Origin of the sequence: Streptomyces sp. NPDC051576 (genome assembly GCF_040681835.1) — a bacterium.
Classification (GTDB): Bacteria; Actinomycetota; Actinomycetes; order Streptomycetales; family Streptomycetaceae; genus Streptomyces.
In genome coordinates this window covers 69,083-86,039 of record NZ_JBFAZO010000013.1, presented here as the reverse complement: position 1 = coordinate 86,039, position 16,957 = coordinate 69,083, and the positions used below count along the sequence as shown (strand labels likewise).

At 70.6% G+C, this 16,957-nt stretch carries 17 protein-coding genes; 5 read left to right on the top strand and 12 right to left on the bottom strand.

Features of this window, described 5'->3' with window-relative positions:
- Positions 1-7 precede the first annotated feature (7 nt).
- The 8 genes from AB0M63_RS35785 to AB0M63_RS35750 form a co-directional block, all read right to left on the bottom strand.
- Positions 8-250 (bottom strand): hypothetical protein, encoded by a 243-nt coding sequence (locus AB0M63_RS35785; protein WP_355920893.1) that lies wholly within the window; start codon positions 248-250, stop codon positions 8-10.
- Positions 247-1,749, bottom strand: coding sequence for an Asp-tRNA(Asn)/Glu-tRNA(Gln) amidotransferase subunit GatA (gene gatA, locus AB0M63_RS35780; protein ID WP_355920896.1), 1,503 nt, complete (start codon positions 1,747-1,749; stop codon positions 247-249). The genes AB0M63_RS35785 and gatA overlap by 4 nt, the downstream gene beginning before the upstream one ends.
- Positions 1,750-1,754: 5 nt before the next feature.
- Positions 1,755-2,051: an Asp-tRNA(Asn)/Glu-tRNA(Gln) amidotransferase subunit GatC gene (gene gatC, locus AB0M63_RS35775; protein WP_030231941.1), complete on the bottom strand. Its 297-nt coding sequence runs from the start codon at positions 2,049-2,051 to the stop codon at positions 1,755-1,757.
- 97 nt (positions 2,052-2,148) lie between these two features.
- On the bottom strand, positions 2,149-4,407 hold the full coding sequence (locus AB0M63_RS35770) for a bifunctional diguanylate cyclase/phosphodiesterase (protein WP_355920900.1): 2,259 nt from the start codon (positions 4,405-4,407) through the stop codon (positions 2,149-2,151).
- A 270-nt stretch (positions 4,408-4,677) separates the two neighbouring features.
- The gene (gene ligA, locus AB0M63_RS35765; protein ID WP_366022278.1) at positions 4,678-6,870 is read right to left on the bottom strand and encodes an NAD-dependent DNA ligase LigA; all 2,193 of its coding nucleotides are present in this window, start codon (positions 6,868-6,870) and stop codon (positions 4,678-4,680) included.
- A gap of 15 nt (positions 6,871-6,885) precedes the next feature.
- Entirely contained in the window at positions 6,886-7,893 is a 1,008-nt protein-coding gene (locus AB0M63_RS35760; RefSeq protein WP_355920906.1) for a methionine synthase, read from the bottom strand.
- Positions 7,894-7,951: 58 nt separating this feature from the next.
- Positions 7,952-8,650, bottom strand: a complete 699-nt coding sequence (locus AB0M63_RS35755) for an SDR family oxidoreductase (RefSeq protein ID WP_355920909.1) — start codon at positions 8,648-8,650, stop codon at positions 7,952-7,954.
- A gap of 7 nt (positions 8,651-8,657) precedes the next feature.
- Complete coding sequence (locus AB0M63_RS35750) at positions 8,658-9,197, bottom strand: TIGR00730 family Rossman fold protein (RefSeq protein ID WP_366022276.1); 540 nt, start codon at positions 9,195-9,197, stop codon at positions 8,658-8,660.
- A 50-nt stretch (positions 9,198-9,247) separates the two neighbouring features.
- On the opposite strand from AB0M63_RS35750, the gene AB0M63_RS35745 reads away from it, so the two are divergent.
- Entirely contained in the window at positions 9,248-9,571 is a 324-nt protein-coding gene (locus AB0M63_RS35745) for a DUF427 domain-containing protein (RefSeq protein WP_355920915.1), read from the top strand.
- A gap of 36 nt (positions 9,572-9,607) precedes the next feature.
- Positions 9,608-10,387 (top strand): alpha/beta hydrolase, encoded by a 780-nt coding sequence (locus AB0M63_RS35740; RefSeq protein WP_366022274.1) that lies wholly within the window; start codon positions 9,608-9,610, stop codon positions 10,385-10,387.
- 36 nt (positions 10,388-10,423) lie between these two features.
- Here the strand turns inward: AB0M63_RS35740 and mnmA are convergent, their stop codons facing one another.
- Complete coding sequence (gene mnmA, locus AB0M63_RS35735; protein ID WP_355920921.1) at positions 10,424-11,554, bottom strand: tRNA 2-thiouridine(34) synthase MnmA; 1,131 nt, start codon at positions 11,552-11,554, stop codon at positions 10,424-10,426.
- A gap of 60 nt (positions 11,555-11,614) precedes the next feature.
- Between mnmA and AB0M63_RS35730 the strand changes: the two genes are divergently transcribed.
- Positions 11,615-12,322 carry an N-acetylmuramoyl-L-alanine amidase gene (locus tag AB0M63_RS35730; RefSeq protein WP_366022273.1) on the top strand — a complete coding sequence of 236 codons (708 nt, stop codon included), beginning with the start codon at positions 11,615-11,617 and terminating at the stop codon, positions 12,320-12,322.
- A 214-nt stretch (positions 12,323-12,536) separates the two neighbouring features.
- Positions 12,537-14,249 carry a multicopper oxidase domain-containing protein gene (locus AB0M63_RS35725; RefSeq protein WP_366022272.1) on the top strand — a complete coding sequence of 571 codons (1,713 nt, stop codon included), beginning with the start codon at positions 12,537-12,539 and terminating at the stop codon, positions 14,247-14,249.
- 136 nt (positions 14,250-14,385) lie between these two features.
- On the opposite strand, the gene AB0M63_RS35720 is transcribed toward AB0M63_RS35725, so the two are convergent.
- From AB0M63_RS35720 to AB0M63_RS35710, 3 genes are all read right to left on the bottom strand, one after another.
- A complete protein-coding gene (locus tag AB0M63_RS35720; RefSeq protein ID WP_366022271.1) occupies positions 14,386-15,549 on the bottom strand; it encodes a cysteine desulfurase family protein in 1,164 nt (387 codons plus the stop codon).
- Between the two features lie 85 nt (positions 15,550-15,634).
- Positions 15,635-15,916 (bottom strand): DUF4190 domain-containing protein, encoded by a 282-nt coding sequence (locus AB0M63_RS35715; RefSeq protein ID WP_355920931.1) that lies wholly within the window; start codon positions 15,914-15,916, stop codon positions 15,635-15,637.
- Positions 15,917-15,960: 44 nt separating this feature from the next.
- Complete coding sequence (locus AB0M63_RS35710; RefSeq protein ID WP_355920934.1) at positions 15,961-16,128, bottom strand: hypothetical protein; 168 nt, start codon at positions 16,126-16,128, stop codon at positions 15,961-15,963.
- A 151-nt stretch (positions 16,129-16,279) separates the two neighbouring features.
- Here AB0M63_RS35710 and AB0M63_RS35705 point away from each other — a divergent pair, with 151 nt between their 5' ends.
- Positions 16,280-16,903 carry a TetR family transcriptional regulator gene (locus AB0M63_RS35705; RefSeq protein WP_366022269.1) on the top strand — a complete coding sequence of 208 codons (624 nt, stop codon included), beginning with the start codon at positions 16,280-16,282 and terminating at the stop codon, positions 16,901-16,903.
- Positions 16,904-16,957: the final 54 nt, after the last annotated feature.

The following is a 16,957-nucleotide window of genomic DNA, read 5'->3' as shown; positions in this document are numbered from 1 at the left end:
TTCCCTCTCAGCCCAGCAGGACGTCGTCGTCGCCCAGCCGCTTCAGCTCGCGGTACAGGATGGCGAGGCCGGTGACGATCGCGACGGCGGAGACCGTGGCGTCGATCAGACGGAGCGTGTCGTGCTCGGTGCGCGCCTTCTTGATCTGCTTGGCGACACCCAGCGCGCCGAACGCGGTGGTGGCCATGGACACATAAGTGCCGGACTTGGACTTCTTGAAGCCCTTGGCCTTCGACAGTGCGTTGCTCACAGCGACGGTGCCTCCTCAAGCAGCGGGTGCCCCCACTTTTCCACGAAGGCGGCCTCGACGGCGGCGCCGACCTTGTAAAGACGGTCGTCCTTCAGGGCCGGGGCGATGATCTGCAGCCCGACCGGGAGGCCGTCCTCCGGCGCGAGACCGCAGGGCAGCGACATGGCCGAGTTGCCCGCCAGGTTGGTCGGGATGGTGCACAGGTCCGCGAGGTACATCGCCATCGGGTCGTCGGCGCGCTCGCCGATCGGGAAGGCGGTGGTCGGCGTCGTCGGCGACACGATCACATCGACGCTCTCGAACGACTTCTCGAAGTCGCGGGTGATGAGCGTACGGACCTTCTGGGCGCTGCCGTAGTACGCGTCGTAGTAGCCGCTGGAGAGGGCGTACGTGCCGAGCATGATGCGGCGCTTGACCTCGGGGCCGAAGCCCGCCTCACGGGTGAGGGAGGTGACCTCCTCGGCCGAGTGGGTGCCGTCGTCGCCGGTACGGAGGCCGTAGCGCAGGCCGTCGAAGCGGGCGAGGTTGGAGGAGCACTCGGAGGGCGCGATGAGGTAGTACGCCGACAGGGCGAGGTCGAAGGACGGGCAGTCCAACTCGACGATCTCGGCGCCCAGTTCCCTCAGTACGGCGACGGACTCGTCGAACCGCTGGATGACACCGGCCTGGTAGCCCTCGCCGCGGAACTGCTTGACGACGCCGACGCGCATGCCCGCGACACTGCCGTTGCGGGCGGCCTCGACGACCGGGGGGACCGGGGCGTCGATGGAGGTCGAGTCGAGCGGGTCGTGTCCGGCGATGACCTCGTGCAGCAGGGCCGCGTCCAGGACCGTACGGGCGCAGGGGCCGCCCTGGTCGAGGGAGGAGGAGAACGCCACCATGCCGTAGCGGGAGACCGCGCCGTATGTCGGCTTGACGCCGACCGTGCCGGTGACGGCGGCCGGCTGGCGGATGGAACCGCCGGTGTCGGTGCCGATCGCGAGGGGCGCCTGGAAGGAGGCGAGCGCGGCGGAGGAACCGCCGCCGGAGCCACCGGGGATCCTGGTGAGGTCCCAGGGGTTGCCGGTCGGGCCGTACGCGCTGTTCTCGGTCGAGGACCCCATGGCGAACTCGTCCATGTTGGTCTTGCCGAGGATGACCACGTCGGCGGCCTTCAGCCGCTTGGTGACCGTCGCGTCGTACGGCGGGATCCAGCCTTCGAGGATCTTGGAGCCGACCGTGGTCGGGATGCCCTCGGTGGTGAAGATGTCCTTGAGCGCGAGCGGGACGCCGGCGAGGGGGCCGAGCTGCTCGCCCCTGGCCCGCTTCGCGTCGACGGCACGGGCCTGCGCGAGGGCGCCCTCGCGGTCGACGTGCAGGAAGGCGTGCACCTTCGCGTCGACCTCCTCGATACGGGCGAGGTGGGCCTCGGTGACCTCGACGGCCGTGAGCACACCGGACGCGATGTTCGCGGCGGTCTCGGCGGCGGTGAGCCGGATGATGCTGCTGTGGTCCGTCATGGTGATTAGTCCTCCCCCAGGATCTGCGGCACCTTGAAACGCTGCTGCTCCTGGGCCGGGGCGCCGGAGAGCGCCTGCTCGGGGGTGAGCGAGGGACGGACCTCGTCCGGGCGCATGACGTTCGTCAGCGGCAGCGGGTGGGAGGTCGGCGGTACGTCTTGGTCGGCGACCTCGCTGACGCGGGCGACCGCGCCGATGATGTCGTCGAGCTGTCCCGCGAAGTGTTCGAGCTCTTCGGGCTTCAGCTCCAGACGCGCCAGCCGGGCGAGGTGGGCGACCTCCTCGCGCGTGATGCCAGGCATGCAGCGTTCCTCTGGGGTGAGTGTGTGGTTTGGGGCCAATCCCGGCCAATCCTATGGGGCGGGGCCCCTCAGCCGTTAAACGGTTTTGCCGGGGCGGTCAGCCGAGCCGCCCCGGATCGTCCGCGGCGGCGGCCGGCAGCGCCGCCCGGGGCCGCTGCCATCCCCGGGACCCCCGCGCCAGCAGCCACGCCGTCATGTCCTCCGGCGGCATCGCCGCGGCGACCAGCCACCCCTGTACGGCGTCGCAGCCGAGGTCCCGCAGCCGCTCCCACGTCTCGTCGTCCTCGACGCCCTCCGCCACGACGAGCAGCCCCAGCGAGTGGGCGAGATCCACCGTGCAGCGCACGATCTCCGCGTCCTCGGTGTCCACCGCGAGCCGGGCCACGAAGGAGCGGTCGATCTTCAACTCGCTGACCGGCAGCCGCCGTAGATGCACCAGGGAGGAGTAGCCGGTGCCGAAGTCGTCGAGGGACATCTTCACGCCGTGTCCGGTGAGGCCGTTGAGGGTGTCGGCGGCTCGCTGCGGGTCCTCCAGGAGGACGTGTTCCGTTATCTCCAGTTGGAGGGAGCCCGCCGGGACGCCGTGCCGGGCGAGGCGCGCGGCGACCGATCCGGCGAAACCGGGGGTGTGCACATCGCGCGGGGAGACGTTCACCGCGACCGGCACGAACAGGCCCTGAGCCCGCCATCTGGCGACCTGGGCGAGCGCGGTGTCGAGCACGTACTCCGTCAGATGGGGCATCAGCCCGGACGACTCGGCGATCGCTATGAACTCGTCCGGCGGCACCTTCCCGCGCTCCGGATGGACCCACCGCACCAGCGCCTCCAGGCCGGCGACCTGGCCGTCGAAGCGGACCTTGGGCTGGTAGTGCAGCTGCACCTCGTGCGCGTCGAGCGCCCGGCGCAGATCCCCCAGCAGGCCCAACCGGTCCGGGGTGTTGGAGTCCCGCTTGGACTCGTAGACCTCCACGCCCGTACGGTCCCGCTTCGCCTGGTACATCGCGACGTCGGCCCGGCGCAGCAGCCCCTCGGCGTCGAGGGCGTGGTCGGGGAAGACGGCGACGCCCGCGCTGGCCTCCAGGACGAGGGTGAGCCCGTCGAGGTCGAGCGGGGAGCTGAGCGCGGCGACGAGGTTGCGGGCGACCCGGGTCGCGGACGTCGTGGAATCGGCGACCGGCAGTAAAACGGCGAACTCGTCGCCGCCGAGCCGCGCGGCCTCCGCCCCGCGCGGCAGCGCCACCCGCAGCCGGTCGGCTATCTGCAACAGCAGCCGGTCACCGGCGAGATGGCCCAGGGTGTCGTTGACCGACCGGAAGCGGTCGAGGTCGATGAGCATGAGGGCGGCCTTGGCGCCGATGCGCTCGGCGTCGTCCAGGGCGGTCCAGATGCGCTCCAGGAGCCACTGCCGGTTGGGCAGTCCGGTCAGCGGATCGCGCAGTTGCTCCTCGGCCCTCGCGCGGGCCATCCACAGGGTGGAGTCGAGGGCGATCAGCGGGATCGAGAAGAGCGGCAGCAGCACCGGCTGGGCGACGGCGACCACGCAGATCAGCGGTGCGATGCCGAGCAGGGCGACGGCGACCAGCCCCTGTCTGAGCAGGGCGGTGCGGGCGACGGTGGGCAGTCCGCCGTGGCGCGGGGCGTGCAGATACCAGAGCAGGGTGCGGGTCACGGCGAGATAGGCGACGGCGACCAGGACCACTTCGGGTGCGGTGTAGACCGTCCAGCTGTCCGGGTTCCAGGGCTGCTCGACGGACGGCACCCGGCCGAACGCGCCCAGCACGAGCGCTCCGGCGGCGATGCCGAGGATGTCCACCGCGCCGTGCAGCACGCCCTGGCGCCAGCGGTTGCGCCGGGCTATGCCGACCAGGACGACGACGGTCAGGCTGACCATGCCGGCGGCGACCCAGCCGTAGAGCAGCAGGACGCCGAGGGTGAGGGCGGCGCCCGAGCCGGTGCCGCCCCACCAGCGGGCGCGGCCGAGGGCGACCAGGTGGCCGACGATGACACCGGTCAGGACGGCCAGCGACCAGCCGACGGTGCCGGACGGGAAGAGCGCGTGGTCGCCGGTGAACGCCCGGAAGAAACCGGCGCCCAGGACGAACCCGGCGGCGGCCACGACCGCCGTGGGCAGCGCGGGCCAGTGGAGGTGCCGTCCGCTTTCACCGCCCGGCAGGCCGGAGGTGTGGTCGGGGGTGAGCGGTGCGTCGTGGCGCGCGTCCGGTGTGGAGTACTGTCCGGTGGCACGCGGCTGCGCGCCCGGACGCTCCACGGGTCGCGCACCCGGGCGACTCCCCCGCCAGGCGCCGGTGAGCCGGCGCAGGAGTGAGTCCGGGGCGGCGCTCTCGGTCGGTTCCATTCCCGTCCCTCTCACAGCCGGCGGTGCCCACGCCACGCGGTCCGATGCCCGACTTCCGTCAACGGCACCGCGTTTGGAAAACCCTTCCCCCGGCTCACCAGGAGCAGGGGGCCGCCCCAACCGCAGCCGGGCACGGCAGGTGCACACCTCAACAGTAGGCCGCAGAAGGCTTCCACGGGCAGCGGTCGTGGACGGTTGCCCGAATGCGACCCGGCCACCCGTATGCATCTGGTATGCGCCGATCGGGTGGCCTTCAACCGCTGCTCCTCGCTACTCCTCGACCGGAAGCGCGACTTCGGCGGCCGCCTCGGGTCCCTGCTCCAACAGGACGGTGAAACCGTCCTCGTTCAGCACGGGCACCTTGACCTGCATCGCCTTGTCGTACTTCGAACCAGGATTGTCACCTACGACCACGAAGGACGTCTTCTTCGAAACAGAACCGGTCACTTTCGCTCCCCGGCTCTGCAGGGCGTCCTTGGCGCCGTCTCTCGTGAAGTGTTCGAGAGTGCCGGTGACGACCACGGTCAGCCCTTCGAGCGGACGCGGGCCCTCGTCCTCGCCGGCCCCCTCGTCCTCCATCCGGACCCCGGCGGCCCGCCACTTGCGCAGGATCTCCTGGTGCCAGTCCTCGGCGAACCACTCCTTGAGGGAGGCGGCGATGATCGCGCCGACGCCCTCGGTGTTCGCCAACTCCTCCTCGGTGGCCTGCTCGATACGCTCGATCGAGCGGAACTCCCGGGCCAGCGCCTCGGCCGCGACCGGACCGACATGACGGATCGACAGACCGGTGAGGACCCGGGCGAGCGGACGCTCCTTGGCGGCGGCGATGGTCTCCAGCATCGCCAGCGCGTTCTTCTTCGGCTCGCCCTGCTGGTTGGCGAAGACCGTCGCGATCTTCTCCTCGCCGGTCTTCGGGTCGCGCTTGGGCAGCCCGCTGTCCTGGTCGAGGACGTACGCCTTGATGGGCAGCAGTTGCTCGATGGTGAGGCCGAACAGGTCGCCCTCGTCGCGCAGCGGCGGGTCGGCCGGCTCCAGCGGCTTGGTGAGGGCCGCCGCCGACACATAGCCGAAGTGGTCGATGTCCAGCGCCTTGCGGCCCGCGAGGTAGAAGAGGCGCTCCCTCAACTGGGCAGGGCAGGTACGGGCGTTCGGGCAGCGGAGGTCGATGTCGCCCTCCTTCATCGGCCGCAGCGGTGTCCCGCACTCGGGACACTCGGCGGGCATCACGAACTCCCGCTCGCTGCCGTCCCGCAGATCGGCGACCGGGCCGAGGATCTCCGGGATGACGTCACCGGCCTTGCGCAGCACCACCGTGTCACCGATGAGGACGCCCTTGGCCTTGACGACCTCCTGGTTGTGCAGGGTCGCGAACTCGACCTCCGAGCCGGCCACCGTGACCGGCTCGACCTGGGCGTACGGCGTGACCCGGCCCGTACGGCCCACACCCACCCGGATGTTGACCAGCTTGGTGTTGACCTCCTCGGGCGCGTACTTCCACGCGATCGCCCAGCGCGGGGCGCGGGAGGTGGAGCCGAGCCGCCCCTGGAGGGGGATCTCGTCGAGCTTGACGACCACACCGTCGATCTCGTGCGCCACGGAGTGGCGGTTCTCGCCGTAGTACCTGATGAACTCCCGTACGCCGTCGAGGTCGTCGACCACCTTGTTGTGCGGGGAGGTCGGCAGGCCCCAGGTGCTCAGCAGGTCGTAGGCCTCGGAGAGGCGGGTGAGGGGGTCGAAGCCCGCCAGGGTGCCGATGCCGTGGACGACCATGTGCAGGGGGCGGGTGGCGGTGACGCGCGGGTCCTTCTGGCGCAGTGAACCGGCCGCCGCGTTACGGGGGTTGGCGAAGGGCTTGTCGCCGGCCTCGACCAGGCGGGCGTTCAGCTCCTCGAACTTCTCCATCGGGAAGTAGACCTCGCCGCGGATCTCCACGAGGTCGGGCACGCGGTCGCCGGTCAGCCGGTCCGGGATCTCCGCGATGGTGCGGACGTTGGGCGTGATGTCCTCGCCCGTGCGGCCGTCGCCGCGGGTCGCCGCGCGCGTGAGGCGGCCGTGCTCATACGTCAGGTTGACGGCGAGGCCGTCGACCTTCAGCTCGCACAGGAAGTGGTGCGCGGAGCTGCCGACGTCCTTGTGGACGCGCTCGGCCCAGGCCGCCAGCTCCAGGTCGTCGAAGGCGTTGTCCAGGGAGAGCATGCGCGAGGGGTGGACGACGGAGGTGAACTCCGTCTCGTACGCCCCCGCGACCTTCTGGGTCGGGGAGTCGGGCGTGCGCAGCTCGGGGTGCTCCTCCTCCAGCGCCTCCAGGGCGCGCAGGAGCTTGTCGAACTCCGCGTCGCTGACGACCGGGGCGTCGTTCACGTAGTACCGGAAGCGGTGCTCCTCGATCTGCTCAGCGAGCTGCGCGTGCTTCTCCCGTGCCTCTGCGGGCACCGTCGTCTCCGCTTGCCTGTCGCCGGCCACCGTGTTGTCCTTCCGTCACTCAGGGTTGTCCGCGAGGGATCTCGCCGCCCTGACGCAGTGGGTGAGAGCGCGGCGCGCGTACTCGGGGGAAGCCCCCGCGAGTCCGCACGCCGGGGTGATGGTGACCGCCTCCGCGAGAAGTCCCGGTCGCAGCCCCAGCCTGCGCCACAGCGTCCTGACACCCATGACGCTACCGGCCGGGTCTGACAATGCGGCGTCCGTGCCCGGCACGACACCGGCGAAGAGCCGGGTGCCGGCCTCCACCGCCTCGCCGATCACATCGTCGTCACGCTCGGTGAGGAGCGAGAAGTCGAAGGAGACCGCATCCGCGCCGGCCCGGCGCAGCAGGGCGAACGGCACGTCGGGTGCGCAGGAGTGGACGACGACGGGCCCGTCCGCGTGTACGCCGACGACATCGCGGAGCGTGTCCTCGACGAGTTGGCGGTCCGGGGCGCGATGGGTGCGGTAGCCACTGGCGGACCTGACCTGTCCGCGCAGTACGGCGATGAGGGACGGCTCGTCGAGCTGGAGCACGATCCGGGCGCCGGGGACGCGGCGTTGTACGTCGTCGAGGTGGTTGCGCAGCCCCTCGGCGAGCGAGCCGGCGAGGTCGCGGCAGGCACCGGGGTCGGAGAGCGCGGCCTCGCCGTTCCTCAACTCCAGGTTGGCGGCGAGCGTCCAGGGCCCCACGGCCTGCACCTTGAGCGGGCCCTCGTACCCCTGCGTGAACTCCTCGAACGCGTCGAGGTCCTCCCCCAGCCAGGCCCAGGCCCGCTTGGTGTCCCGCCCCGGCCGGTCCCCGATCCGCCACCCGCTGGGCTCCACGCGCGCGTACACCTCGACGAGCAGCCCGGCGGTCCGCCCGATCATGTCCGCGCCGGGTCCCCGCGCGGGCAGCTCGGGCAGGAACGGAAAGTCCTCGAAGGCCCCGGTCGCGGTCTTCGCGGCCTCACGGGCGTCACCACCGGGCAGGGAACCGATGCCGGTGGCCGCGCCGAAGCTGAACTGGCTGTTGTTGCTCACTCCGGAAGACTACGTAACCCGTTGGGGTGGCGGCCCTCCCCCTACGGCTCCGGAGGTGTCACCGCCCCGGCCGCACCGTCAGATCGTTGACCTCCGCGTCCGCCGGCAGGTCGATGGCCATCAGGATCGTCGTGGCGACCGACTCGGGGTCGATCCACCGCGCGGGGTCGTACTCCTTGCCCTCCTGCTGGTGGACCTTGGCCTGCATGGGGCTGGCGGTGCGGCCGGGGTAGACCGAGGTGACGCGGACGCCGTTCTCGTGTTCCTCCTGGCGCAGGGAGTCCGCCAGGGCCTTCAGGCCGTGCTTGGAGGCGGCGTACGCGGACCAGTCGGCGCTCGCCCGCAGGCCCGCGCCGGAGTTCACGAAGAGCACATGGCCGCCGGCCAGCCGGAGTTGAGGGAGGAAGTGGCGGGTCAGTTCGGCGGGGGCGATCAGGTTGACGTTGAGCTGGTGGCGCCAGGACTTCGGGGTCAACTCGCCTACCGGGCCCAGGTCGACGACTCCGGCGATGTGCAGGAGCGTGTCCACCCGGTCGGGCAGGCTCTGGTGCGAGAACGCCCAGCTGAGCCGGTCCGGGTCGGCGAGGTCGCCGACCAGGGTGCTCGACCCGGGATACTCCGCCGCGAGTTCCTTCGCACGGCCCGCGTCGCGCGCGTGGAGCACGAGTTCGTCCCCGCGCGCGTGCAGCCTGCGGGCGACGGCCGCGCCGATGCCCGAACCGGCCCCGGTGATCACATGTGTAGCCATGCCCGCCATGCTCGCATCACTCGATGCCCTGGCTCTCCTCCAGGTAGGCCAGCGCCCCCACCGGCTCCTCTGCGAAGAACACCAGGTCGGTGAGCGGGACGGGCAGGAACCCCTCGTCCTCCATGCGCCGGAACTGGGTCTTCAGGCCGTCGTAGAAGCCCGCCGTGTTGAGCAGCACGACCGGCTTGTCGGTGTGGCCGTGTTTCTTCAGCTCCAGGATCTCCGTCGCCTCGTCCAGCGTCCCGGTGCCGCCCACCATGATGACGACGGCGTCGGCCTTCTCCAGGAGGAGTCTCTTTCGTTCCGCCAGGTCGGCCGCGATCACCATCTCGTCGGCACCCGGCCTCGCCTTCGCCGCAAGGAAGTCCACCGAGACGCCCACCAGCCGGCCGCCGGCCGCCTGCACACCGTCGGCGACCACCTTCATCAGCCCGACGTCGGAACCGCCCCACACGAGCGTGTGCCCGCCCTTGCCGAGCAGTTCCGCGAACTCCCGTGCGGGGCCCGTGTAGCGCTCGTCGAGATCGGCGGCGGAGAGAAACACACAGATCTTCATGTCGTCACCGTACGCGGGAAGAACCAGGGGCCCGCGAGTGCTTTTCCGGTATGGCTGACGGACACACGATCACGATCGAGCAGGGCGACCGCCGCGTACGCGTCGTCCACGGCGACCAGGTGCTGGCGGAGAGCGACCGCCCCCTCGTCCTGAAGGAGACCGGCTGTCCGGTCCGGTACTACATCCCCCCGGAGGATGTGCGCCTGGACCTCCTGACCCCTTCCGCGACCCACACACACTGCCCCTTCAAGGGCGACGCGTCCTACTGGTCGCTGCCGGACGCGACCGACCTGGTGTGGGCGTACCCCGACCCCAAGCCCGACGTCGCGGAGATCAAGGACCATCTCTGCTTCTACGAAGTAGAAGTGTTGTGACCGATTAGTCCGGCGTCCTGCGGCAGTCTCCAGGGCATGGACAAGAAAACTGTTTCACGCGACGGCACCGCCATCGCGTACGAGTGCATCGGTGCGGGTCCGCCCGTCGTCCTGGTGGGCGGCGCGATGACGACGGGCGAGGGGCTGCTGCCGCTCGCCGCTCAGCTCGCGCACCGGTTCGGTGCCGTCCCGTACGACCGCCGGGGTCGTGGCGCCAGCGGCGACACGGCCCCGTTCGCGGTGGCCCGCGAGGTCGAGGACCTCGCGGCGCTGATCGACGCCGTGGGCGGCAGCGCGGCCCTGTACGGCCACTCCTCCGGTGCCGCCCTGGTCCTGCACGCGGCGGCGAGCGGCCTGCCGGTCACCCAAGTCGCCCTGTACGAGCCGCCGTTCGCCCTCGACGCGTCCGGCGCCAAGGAGCGCGCCGAGTACACCGAGCGGCTCACGGCACTGCTCGCCGGAGGCCGCCACGGCGACGCCGTCGAGCTGTTCATGGCACTCACCGGCGCACCCCCGCAGATGATCGAGGGCGCCCGCAACTCCCCCATGTGGCCCGGCATGGAGGCCATCGCCCCCACCCTCGCCTACGACGACGCGGCCATGGGCGACGGTCTGGTGCCGGCGCAGCGGCTGGCGTCCCTGTCCGTGCCGGTGCTCACGATCGCGGGCGGCGCGAGCGCGGAGTGGATGCGGGAGGCCGCGCGGGCCGTGGCGGACGCGGCGCCGGAGGGGACGTATCGCACGCTGGACGGCCAGACCCACATGGTGGACCCGGCCGTCCTGGCGCCGCTGCTCACGGAGTTCCTCACGCGCTGACCGCGCGGTGCCCCGAAAACGGCGTGCCCCTGAGGGTCACGCCATGGCGGTAGCCGCGCGCGTGGTCGTCGCGATGGTCGCCGAGCCGACCACGCGCGTGTCGTCGTACAGCACGATCGCCTGTCCGGGGGCCACGCCCCGTACCGGCTCGGTGAAGGACACCTCCAGGGTGCCGTCGACGAGTTCGGCGGTGACCTCGGTCTCGCCGCCGTGGGCGCGGAGCTGGGCGGTGTAGGTGCCGGGGCCGGTCGGGGCCGTGCCGCACCAGCGGGGGCGGACGGCGGTCAGGCCGCTGACGTCCAGGGAGGCGGCCGGACCGACCGTCACCGTGTTGTCGACCGGGGAGATGTCCAGGACGTAGCGCGGCTTGCCGTCGGCGGCCGGGGTGCCGATGCGCAGGCCCTTGCGCTGGCCGATGGTGAAGCCGTACGCGCCCTCGTGCGAGCCGATGACGGAGCCGGACTCGTCGACGATGTCGCCCTCGGCCTTGCCGAGGCGGTTCGCGAGGAAGCCCTGGGTGTCGCCGTCGGCGATGAAGCAGATGTCGTGCGAGTCGGGCTTCTTGGCGACCGCGAGGCCGCGCCGCTCGGCCTCCGCGCGGATCTCGTCCTTCGTCGTCACCGTGTCGCCGAGCGGGAACAGGGCGTGCGCGAGCTGCTTCTCGTCCAGGACACCGAGGACGTACGACTGGTCCTTGGCCATGTCGGAGGCGCGGTGCAGCTCGCGGGTGCCGTCCTCGTTCACGATCACCTGGGCGTAGTGGCCGGTGCAGACCGCGTCGAAGCCGAGGGCGAGCGCCTTGTCGAGGAGCGCGGCGAACTTGATCTTCTCGTTGCAGCGCAGGCAGGGGTTCGGGGTGCGGCCGGCCTCGTACTCGGCGACGAAGTCCTCCACGACGTCCTCGCGGAAGCGGTCGGCGAGGTCCCAGACGTAGAACGGGATGCCGATGACGTCGGCGGCCCGGCGGGCGTCCCGTGAATCCTCGATGGTGCAACAGCCACGCGCGCCCGTGCGGAACGATTGCGGGTTCGCGGAGAGCGCGAGGTGGACGCCGGTCACGTCGTGGCCGGCTTCGGCGGCCCGGGCGGCGGCGACGGCGGAGTCGACTCCGCCCGACATGGCGGCGAGTACGCGAAGGGGGCGGGGGCGCTGCGAGGTCTCAGTCATAACGCTTCCAGGGTACGGGTCGCCGGGAACCGGGACCCGCGAGTATCCGTTGACGATCACATGGGGGAGACCAGAAGCAAGGACGCGAAAAGCGGGACCGCGAAAAGCGATGGGGCGGCTCAGGGCGACCCGGGCCGGCGGCCCGGGCGGCGGGCGCTGCTGATCGGCGGGGCCGTGGCCGCCGTGGGGACGGCCGTGCTGGCGCGGGAGGAGCTGTCGCGGCTGTGGTGGCGGCTGCCGGGGGTGGAGAAACCGCGGACACCGGGTGCGGTGGACTTCACGGGTGCGTCGTGGGTGGCCGCGTCCTCGGCGAACTACCGGCGGGCGGACCGGCCGGACGACTACGCGATAGACCGGGTGGTCATCCATGTCACGCAGGGCGGTTTCGACAGCGCGGTGAAGGCCTTCCAGGACCCCGCGCACCAGGCGGCGGCGCACTACATCGTCCGCAAGGACGGGCACATCACACAGATGATCCGCGAGCTGGACGTGGCCTTCCACGCGGGCAACCGGGAGTACAACGAACGCAGTGTCGGCATCGAGCACGAGGGCTTCGTGGAGCGGGCATCCTCGTTCACCGACGCGATGTACTCGGGCTCCGCGCGGCTGACGGCGGCGATATGCCGGCGGTACGGATTCCCCGTCGACCGGGAGCACGTCATCGGGCATGTGGAGGTGCCGGGCACCGATCACACGGACCCGGGGCGGTACTGGGACTGGGACCGGTACATGGCGCTGGTAAAGCGGGCACACCGGACGCAAGTGTGACGCTGGTCACACCTCGCTTTGGCTATGAGTCGTTTCAGTTACGGCGGTGTCCGATGCGTCCCCCGCTCCGGATGTGACCTGGGGTACGCCAACTCACCTTGAGATGCAAGGGAGTTGTGGAGGGATCGTGCACGCTTACCTTTCACAGCTTGCCCTGCTCGCTACTAACAACCACCCAGTCTTTACACAGGCCTTAGGTCAAATCTCTGGCCGCATGACACACACCAGCGAGCCCGCGTCCGAAGCGAACAGAGACAGCAAGGGCAACCACCGCAAAACCACGGCCGAGAAGCGCGATCACAGCAAGGACAGCGCGGCCCGGGGCAAGGGTCTGCACCGGCGCAAGTTCCTCGGTGGGATGGCCGGAGCCGGTATCGCGGCGGTCGCCGCGGCCGGAGGCGCCTTCTCGCTGCTGAACGACGCGGCGAAGAACAAGGCCTCCGCGGCGGACAGCACCCTCACCATCCCGGACCTCCTGGAGGGCACCACCACCAGCGGCGTCACCACCTTCACCCTGGAGGCCAAGACCGGCACCCACGAGGTGATCTCGGGCGTCACCAGCACCACGATGGGCTACAACCAGGACTTCCTGGGCCCCACCATGAAGTGGACCAACGGCGACGAGGTCCTGCTCAACATCACCAACAGCATCGGCGCGGACACCACGGTCCACTTCCACGGCGCCCACGTCCCGGCGAAGATGGACGGCGGCCCGCAGGTCGCCTTCTCCGACGGCACCACCTGGTCGCCCACGTTCACGGTCAAGGACCCGGCCACCACGCTCTGGTACCACCCGCACGCCCTGGGCACCACCGCCCAGCAGGCCGTGCACGGCCTGGCCGGCATGATCATCGTCGAGGACTCCACGGACACCTCCGCCGCGCTGCCCAGCGACTACGGCGTCGACGACATCCCGCTCATCTTCCAGTGCCTCGCCGTCGACGACACCGGTGACATCAAGTACGACGCGGCCGGCTACCGGCTGAGCACCACCACGTTCCCCCTCCTGCTCAACGGAACCAACGTGGACTCCACCACGCTCGGTTTCACCGCGACCAAGACCCGGACCCGGTTCCGCGCCCTGAACGCGTCGCCGTCCGACATCATCACCATCCAGCGCAGCGACGGCGGCACCCTCACCCAGATCACCTCCGACCAGGGCTACCTGGCCGAGGCCGCCGAGGTGACCACGATCCGTCTGGTGGCGGGCGCCCGCGCCGAGTTCGTCATGGACCTCACGGCGGACGCCACCCTCCAGGCCGTGGTCACCACCGGCTGGATCCGCGGCGGCAGCGGCACGTTCGACGTCCTCGCGATCACGGCCAGCGGCAGCGACACCCCGGCCGACCTGCCGAGCACCCTCAACACGATCGACCGGTACGACACCACCGACTTCACCGCGCGGACGATCACCCTGGGCCAGAGCGGCGCCACCATGCTGATCAACGGCTCGGCCGGCACCACCATGGCCGGGATGGCGATGATCAGTACGACGCTCGGCTCGAAGGAGGTCTGGACGATCCAGAACTCCACTCAGCTGGAACACTCGTTCCACCTGCACGACGTGCCGTATCAGCTGATCGCCATCAACGGCGAGGATCCCACCGGGGTCCAACTGGGCTGGTACGACACCTACGAGGTGGTCGGCGGCGGTTCGATCAAGATCGCCATGGAGTTCACCGACTTCGCCGACGACACCTATATGTACATGCTCCACTGCCATCTCCTGCAGCACGAGGACGAGGGCATGATGGCCTCCCTCATGGTCACGGACGACGGCACGAGCACCACCAGCTCGGACACGACGTCCGACGACTCCACGGCCACGGCCAGCGCGAGCGCGTCCGCGAGTGCGAGCGCCTCGGCGACCGCGACGGACGACTCGACCGCCACGGCGACCGCGAGCGCCAGCGCGACGGACGACTAGGCCGGGCAGTTCACGCAGTTCCGCTCCTGCGGGGAGCTTCGTTCCCCGATGTCCGGCGTCGGCCTCCCCCGTGGACGCCGGACACCTCGGACCGGGGAGAGCCGGCGGGCTCTTCCCGGTCCGACGCATGTCCGGGTCAGGTCAGCCCGGCGGCTCGCGCGCGTTCCACCGCGGGACCGATCGCCTTCGCCACGGCGTCCACGTCGGCCTCCGTGGAGGTGTGGCCGAGGGAGAAGCGCAGGGTGCCGCGGGCCAGGTCCGGGTCGGTACCGGTGGCGAGCAGGACATGGCTGGGCTGGGCGACGCCCGCCGTGCAGGCCGAGCCGGTGGAGCACTCGATGCCCTGGGCGTCCAGGAGGAGCAGGAGCGAGTCGCCCTCACAACCCGGGAACGTGAAGTGAGCGTTGGCAGGCAGCCGGTCCACCGGGTCCCCGCCGAGGATCGCGTCCGGGACCGCCGTACGGACGGCCGAGACCAGGTCGTCGCGCAGGGCGCCGATCTCGCGGGCGAACCACTCGCGCTGTTCGGCGGCGAGGCGGCCGGCGACCGCGAAGGAGGCGACGGCGGGGACGTCGAGGGTGCCGGAGCGGACATGGCGTTCCTGACCGCCGCCGTGCAGGACGGGGACAGGGGTGTATTCGCGGCCGAGCAGCAGGGCGCCGATGCCGTACGGGCCGCCGATCTTGTGGCCGGAGACCGTCATCGCGGCGAGGCCGGAGGCGGCGAAGTCGACCGGGACCTGGCCGAAGGCCTGGACCGCGTCGGAGTGCAGCGGGACGCCGAACTCCTGGGCCACATCGGCCAGTTCGCGGACCGGCAGGACGGTCCCGATCTCGTTGTTGGCCCACATCACGGTGGCCAGGGCCACGTCGTCGGGGTTGCGGGAGATGGCCTCGCGCAGCACCTCGGGGTGGACGCGGCCGTGGGCGTCGACCGGGAGGTACTCGACGGTGGCACCCTCGTGCTCGCCCAGCCAGTGCACGGCGTCCAGGACGGCGTGGTGTTCGACGGGGCTGGCCAGGACGCGGGTGCGGGCCGGGTCGGCGTCGCGGCGGGACCAGTACAGGCCCTTCACCGCGAGGTTGTCGGCCTCGGTGCCGCCGGAGGTCAACACGACCTCGCTGGGCCGTGCGCCGAGCGCTTCGGCGAGGGTCTCCCGGGCCTCTTCGACCGTACGGCGGGCCTTGCGGCCGGAAGCGTGGAGGGAGGAGGCGTTGCCCGTGATGCTCAGGTGGGCCGTCATCGCCTCGACTGCCTCGGGAAGCATCGGGGTGGTCGCGGCGTGGTCGAGGTATGCCATGGTGACGCCGATTCTACGGTCCCCGGTGAGCGCCCAGGAGGTGCGGGCCGCTTGTCACCTCGTCCTTGCCGTCGCTCCCCCGGGCCTAGAAGCTCCAGGAGACGGTGCTGTCCAGTTGCATGAAGGCGACGAGGACCAGCAGATCGGCGATGCCGAGTCCGAGGCCGAGGAAGGCACGGCCGCGACGGGCGGTGCCACGCCAGAGCGCCGCGCCGGCCAGGGCGATGGCGATCGGGCCGAGGAACACGTTGAGCACGAGCAGGCCGACGAGGCCGAGGATGAAGGACGCGACGGCCATGCCGTCGGCGTCACGGCGGCCGGTGGGCTTGACGGCGGCGGTCCTGGTTGCAGGTGCGGTGAGTTGCATGGTGGTTCAGCTCCCGGTGATCGGGCGGGCGGATGGACGGGCGGTCAGTTGGCGGACGTACGGCCGCGGCGGCCGTGGCGCTCGCGGAGCGCGAAGATGCCCAGCCATACGGCGATGACGGCGGCGGCGACGGCGGTGAAGGCGAGCGGTGCGTGGGCCACGGTGCCCATCACGACGCCGAGCAGGAGCAGCGCTACGACGAGGAACAGCATGGGATGGATCCCCCTCCGAGATGACTCTCGTGAGTCTTGTGGACTCTCGTTACGTTTCGGTGAACGGTTGTAGTAACACTTGTTCACTGACTTTGAGTCTAGCGTCTGGGACGGCTTTTCAATTCCGGAGAACAGTTGTTAACTGGATGACATGAGTCACACCCTCGGCATCCGGCAGGTACAGAAGCAGAAGACCCGACAGGCGTTGCTGGACGCCGCGTTGGGGCTGCTGGAGGAGCAGAGCCTGAGCAGTCTGGGCCTGCGCGAGGTCACCCGGGCCGTGGGTGTCGCCCCGACCGCCTTCTACCGGCACTTCCGGTCCACGGCCGATCTCGGAGTGGCGCTTGTCGAGGAGGCGCTGGGCAGTCTGCATCCGATGATCCGGCAGACGGTGGCCCCGGCGGACAGCGACCAACGCATCACGCGCGCCGTCCGGTTGATCGCCGACCATGTGGACACGTACCCGGCGCACGTCCGCTTCATCGCGCGCGAGCGGCACGGCGGAGTCCAGCCGGTGCGGGAGGCCATCCGGGACCAACTCGCCCGGTTCGCCGAGGAGGTGAAGGCCGAACTCGCCAAGGACCCCGAATCCAGCGGCTGGCAGGACTCCGACCTGCTGATGCTCGCCCATCTCTACGTCGACCAGATGCTCATCACGGCCTCGCTCTTCCTGGAGGCGCTGGAGACCTCGGACGAGGAGCGCGAGCGGGTGGCACAACTCGCCACCCGCCAGATGCGGTTGATCAGCGTCGGCCGCCGGCACTGGCTCGGCTGAGGGGGCGGGACATACGACAGGGGCGGCACACCCGGTGGTCCGGCCAGGAGAGCT